Annotated in this window: 5 protein-coding genes; all 5 read left to right on the forward strand. The window is 71.7% G+C overall.

What is annotated here, in order from left to right; genetic code table 11:
* The first annotated feature begins 187 nt into the window (after nucleotides 1–187).
* From ACLEQD_RS37220 to ACLEQD_RS37240, 5 genes are read left to right on the forward strand one after another with little or no spacing between them, the layout of a single operon-like run.
* Entirely contained in the window at nucleotides 188–1,105 is a 918-nt protein-coding gene (locus ACLEQD_RS37220; protein ID WP_410390631.1) for a HEAT repeat domain-containing protein, read from the forward strand.
* Between the two features lie 4 nt (nucleotides 1,106–1,109).
* Entirely contained in the window at nucleotides 1,110–1,745 is a 636-nt protein-coding gene (locus ACLEQD_RS37225; protein ID WP_410390632.1) for a hypothetical protein, read from the forward strand.
* A gap of 13 nt (nucleotides 1,746–1,758) precedes the next feature.
* Complete coding sequence (locus ACLEQD_RS37230; protein ID WP_410390633.1) at nucleotides 1,759–2,757, forward strand: biotin--[acetyl-CoA-carboxylase] ligase; 999 nt, start codon at nucleotides 1,759–1,761, stop codon at nucleotides 2,755–2,757.
* Nucleotides 2,758–2,769: 12 nt separating this feature from the next.
* Nucleotides 2,770–3,540: a type III pantothenate kinase gene (locus ACLEQD_RS37235; RefSeq protein WP_410390634.1), complete on the forward strand. Its 771-nt coding sequence runs from the start codon at nucleotides 2,770–2,772 to the stop codon at nucleotides 3,538–3,540.
* Nucleotides 3,537–4,679 (forward strand): hypothetical protein, encoded by a 1,143-nt coding sequence (locus tag ACLEQD_RS37240; RefSeq protein ID WP_410390635.1) that lies wholly within the window; start codon nucleotides 3,537–3,539, stop codon nucleotides 4,677–4,679. The genes ACLEQD_RS37235 and ACLEQD_RS37240 overlap by 4 nt, the downstream gene beginning before the upstream one ends.
* The last annotated feature ends 24 nt before the right edge of the window (nucleotides 4,680–4,703 follow it).

Here is a 4,703-nt window from a genome sequence, read left to right on the forward strand (position 1 = left end):
GACCCCGGTCGGGGGGCAGGCGCTGCCTCCGGAAGAGGCCACCGCCGAGCCCGCCTCGCAGCCCGCGGAGGTCCGCGAGGTGCCGGCGGCCCCCGGGACGGATGGCTCGTCCGAGGGCAACAAGGAGGGCTGAACCGCCGCACGGAATCGGGTGCGGTGGACGCGGGAGTGTTAGCCTGGGGGGGCCATGAAGCCGGCCCTGCTGCTTACCTCCTGCGTGCTGTTCCTCGGGGCCTGCCGCTCGCAGGCCCCGCGCTATCCGGTGGCGCCGGTGGAGCTTTCCGGGGACACCCTGCGGGACAACGCCCTCCTCGGCTTCGGTCCGGAGGGCGTGAGGGAACTGTTCGACGACGCGCTGGAGTCCTCCGGCCGCTTCGAGCGGGTGGGTGACGAGGTCCCCAAGAAGGCCCGCCCCTGGCGCCTGTCGCTGGAGGTGCCCTTCACCCGCGAGGTGCTGAAGGACGGCAACCCGCACAGCTTCGCGGAGGTCGGCGCCAACCTGTCCCTGGAGCGCTTCGGCGGCAACACGCCCCAGCGCTACGAGGTCGTGGGCCTGGGCGAGGCGGCCGTGGAGGAGGACTCGGCGGAGGGGCGGCGGACGGCCATGCGCGGCGCGCTGGAGAGCGTGCTGCGGCAGGTGACGGAGGCCGCGGTGCTGCAGCTCGCCGCGTTGGAGCGCGCGGACGAGGCGCTGGTGGCGGACCTCCAGGCCACCGACTCGCGCGTCCGCGAGTTCGCCCTCCGGACGCTGGCCGAGCGCAAGCACCCGGCCGCCGCGCCGCTCTTGATCGAGCGCCTCAAGGACACCAGCGACGCGGAGCAGGTGCGCCGCACCATCGGCGCGCTGGCGGAGATGAAGGCCAGGAGCGCGGTGCCGGCGCTCATCGACCTGGCGCGCGGCCGCGACTCGGGCTTCCTGCGGGAGATCGTCTTCGCGGTGGGCGAGATTGGCGGCCGGGAGGCGGAGGCGTACCTCTACACGGTGGCCCTGGGCCACGACACGCCGTCGGTGCAGGCCGCCGCGCAGCAGGCGCTGGACACGCTCTACGCATCACGCAACCACGCAACCGCGGAGGCGCGTGGCCAGAGCCACGCGGACCCCTAAGCGCATGAAGCAGCCGTCCCTGAAGCAATCGCTGTCGATGGTGGGGGGCCTGGCCCTCCTGGCCTCCACGCTGGTGGGCTCCGGGTGCGCGAAGCGCGTCGAAGCGGACGCGCGCCCCTCGCCCGGGTCCATCGCCCAGTACTACCCGCTGGCCGTGGGCAACGCGTGGACGTACCGGATCGACGGACGCGACGACAAGCCCGTCACGGTGGAGATCGTCAAGGAGGAGGACGGGTACTTCGTGGACAACCAGGGCGGCCAGCTCACGGTGGACGCCTACGGCCTGCGCGACCCCAAGCGCTACCTCTTGCGCGGCCCGCTGGTGGCCGGACGCGGCTGGAACAACGTCGTGTCCGTGTCGTCCACGGAGCGCTACCAGCTGGTGCAGGTGGGCTTCGCCTGCAAGGTGCCCGCGGGCTCCTTCCCCAACTGCGTGAGCGTGGAGGGCCGCAACAAGGTGGACGCGCAGACGACGCTCGTGAACACCATGACCTTCGCCGCGGGCGTGGGCCTGGTCCGCGTGGACGTGGCCACGGAGCACGAGGGCAAGCGCGTGCCGCAGACGGAGCTGGAGCTCCTCTCCTACAAGGTGGATGGCACCGGCGCCGCGAAGACGCCCGCCGCGCCCGCGCAGGACTGAAGCGGCCCGCCTCGTGGAGACACCTGAGCTCACGCAGGACGCGCGCATCCTGAACTTCCTCGCGGAAGGTGGGGAGGGCTTCATCTCCGGCGAGGCGCTGTCCACCCGGCTGGGCCTGTCGCGCACCGCGGTGTGGAAGCACGTGGAGTCCCTGCGCCTGAAGGGCTACCGCATCGAAGCGGTGCCGGCGAAGGGCTACCGGCTGGTGGGCCGGCCGGACCGGCTCTCCGCGCTGGAGGTCCACCCGCTGCTCGCCACGCGCGCGGTGGGCCGCGTGCTGCACCACCACGACACCCTCGGCTCCACCAACGCGGCGGCCTTCCGGCTGGCCCAGGACGGCGCCGTGCACGGCACGGTCGTCGTGGCCGAGCAGCAGACGGCGGGGAAGGGGCGCCGGGGCCGCGCCTGGGTGTCGCCGCCGAACCTCAACCTGTACTTCTCCGCCATCCTGCGCCCGGAGCTGCCCCCGCAGCGCGCGCCGGAGCTGACGCTGGTGGCCGCCGTGGCCCTGGCGGAGACGCTGCGCGAGGCGGGCGCCGACGCCGCCATCAAGTGGCCCAACGACGTGCAGATCTCCGGCCGGAAGGTGGCCGGCATCCTCACGGAGCTGTCCGCCGAACCCGAGCGCGTGCACTTCGTCATCGTGGGCGTGGGCGTGAACCTCAACTCCGGGGAGGAGCACTTCCCGGAGGAGCTGCGCGCCGCGGCCACGTCGCTCGCCCTGGCGCTGGGGCGGCCCGTGGCCCGCGCGCCCTTCGCCGCGGCCCTGTGGACCCGGCTGGAGACCTGGCTGGACACGTACCTGGCCACCGGCTTCGACGCGGTGCGCACCCGGTGGAAGGCGCTCTCCAGCACCCTGGGGGTGCCCGTCCGGGTGCGGACGGACCGGGGGGACTGGGAGGGGTTCGCGGAGGACATCGACCCCACGGGCGCCCTCCTGGTGCGCATGGCGGACGGCCGCGTGGAGCGCGTGCTCGCGGGGGACGTGGAGCAGCTGCGCCCCCAGCGCTAGAGTGCGCAAGCGATGCTCCTGGCCATCGACGTCGGCAACACCAACACCGTCCTGGGCGTGTACGAGGGCCGGCGGCTCTTGGACCACTGGCGCCTGGAGACGAGCGCCCGCAGGAGCGCGGACGAGTACGGCATCGTCGTGCGCCAGCTCTTCGCATGGAGCGGCATCGACGCGAACCAGGTGAAGGCCGTGGCCGTGTCCAGCGTGGTGCCGCCGCTCCAGTTCATCCTGGAGAAGATGAGCGAGCGCTACTTCAAGACGCGCCCCATGTTCGTGGGCCCGGGCGTGAAGACGGGCATGCCCATCCTCTACGACAACCCCCGGGAGGTGGGCGCGGACCGCATCGTCAACGCGGTGGCCGCCTACGAGAAGCACCACCGCGGCCTCATCGTCGTGGACTTCGGCACCGCGACGACGCTGGACGCGGTGACGCCCAAGGGCGAGTACCTGGGCGGCGCCATCTGCCCCGGCATCAACATCTCCATGGAGGCCCTGTTCCAGAACGCCTCCAAGCTGCCCCGCGTCGAGTTCGCCCGGCCGCCGCACGTGGTGGGCCGCAACACCGTGCACTCCATGCAGTCCGGGCTCGTCCACGGCTACGTGAGCATGGTGGACGGCCTGTGCGCGCGCATGGAGGCGGAGATGGGCTTCTCCGCGAAAGTGGTGGCCACCGGGGGCCTGGCCCCGCTGGTGGCCAGTGAATCGAAGGCCATCCAGGAGGTGGATGAGTTCCTCACCCTGGAGGGGCTGCGCATCATCTACGGAAGGAATCACGCCTCATGAGCACCGCCGCTGACCCCAGCATCCCGGCCCCGCCCCCGGGCTGCCCCTTCAACGCTGAATTCCTGCCGCCCAACCTGCGCAAGCACGTGGACCCCAACGCCCCCGTGCCCCTGCGGATGATGGCGGCCAAGTCGCTGGTGCCGCTCAACCCGTCGGACATGCTGGGCGCGCTCTACATGCTCACGTTCGACCCGGAGGCGAACGTGCGCGAGACGGCCGCCAAGACGGCCGCGACCCTGCCGGACCGCATCCTGGGCTCCGCGCTGCGCGACGAGGGCGTGCAGCCGCCCGTGCTGGGCTGGTTCCTGGGCCTGCTCAAGGACAAGGAAGCCTACGCGGAGATGCTCGTCCTCAACTCGGAGACGCCGGACGACGCCGTCTCCGCGGTGGCCGCCGCGTGCAGCCCGAAGGTGGCGGAGATCATCTCCCAGAACCAGCTGCGCCTGCTGCGCAACGAGGACATCATCCGCAACCTGTGCGCCAACCCCGGCGTGCCGGTGTCGCTGGTGGACAGCGTCTGCGACTTCGCGGTGCGCAGCGGCCTGGTGCTGGCGGACGTGCCCGCGATGCAGGCCGCGCGCGTGCGCATCTACGGCCCGCAGGCCGCCGCCGCGCCGCCGGACCCCGGCCCCACCGCGGAGGAGGTCCTCCAGGAGCTGGGCACGGAGGCGCAGGCGGAGGACGCCGCCCCCATGGAGGAGGGCAAGCGGATGACGCTCGCCCAGCGCATCATGAAGATGTCCATCGCGGAGAAGATCAAGCTGGGCACGCTGGGCAACAAGGAGGCCCGCTCCGCCCTCATCCGCGACACCAACAAGCTCGTCTGCGTGGCCGTCATCCGCAGCCCCCGCATCACCGACGGCGAGGTGCTCGCGTGCGCCGCCAACCGCGCCATCAACGAGGACGTGCTGCGCGTCATCTACAACAACCGCGAGTGGACGAAGATGCAGAAGGTGAAGCTCGCGCTGGTGAAGAACCCCAAGGTGCCGCTCACCGTCACCATGAAGTTCCTCAACACGCTGCGCGACGCGGAGCTGAAGGACCTGTCGCGCGACAAGAACGTGCCCGCCGCCGTGCAGTCCTTCGCCAAGAAGCTGCATGAAAAGAAGACGGCCCCCAAGAAGGAGGCCGGCAAGTAGCAGGGGCCTGGAGGCGGGGGAGGG

The organism is Corallococcus sp. 4LFB, from assembly GCF_046520365.1.
Classification (GTDB): domain Bacteria; phylum Myxococcota; class Myxococcia; order Myxococcales; family Myxococcaceae; genus Corallococcus; species Corallococcus caeni.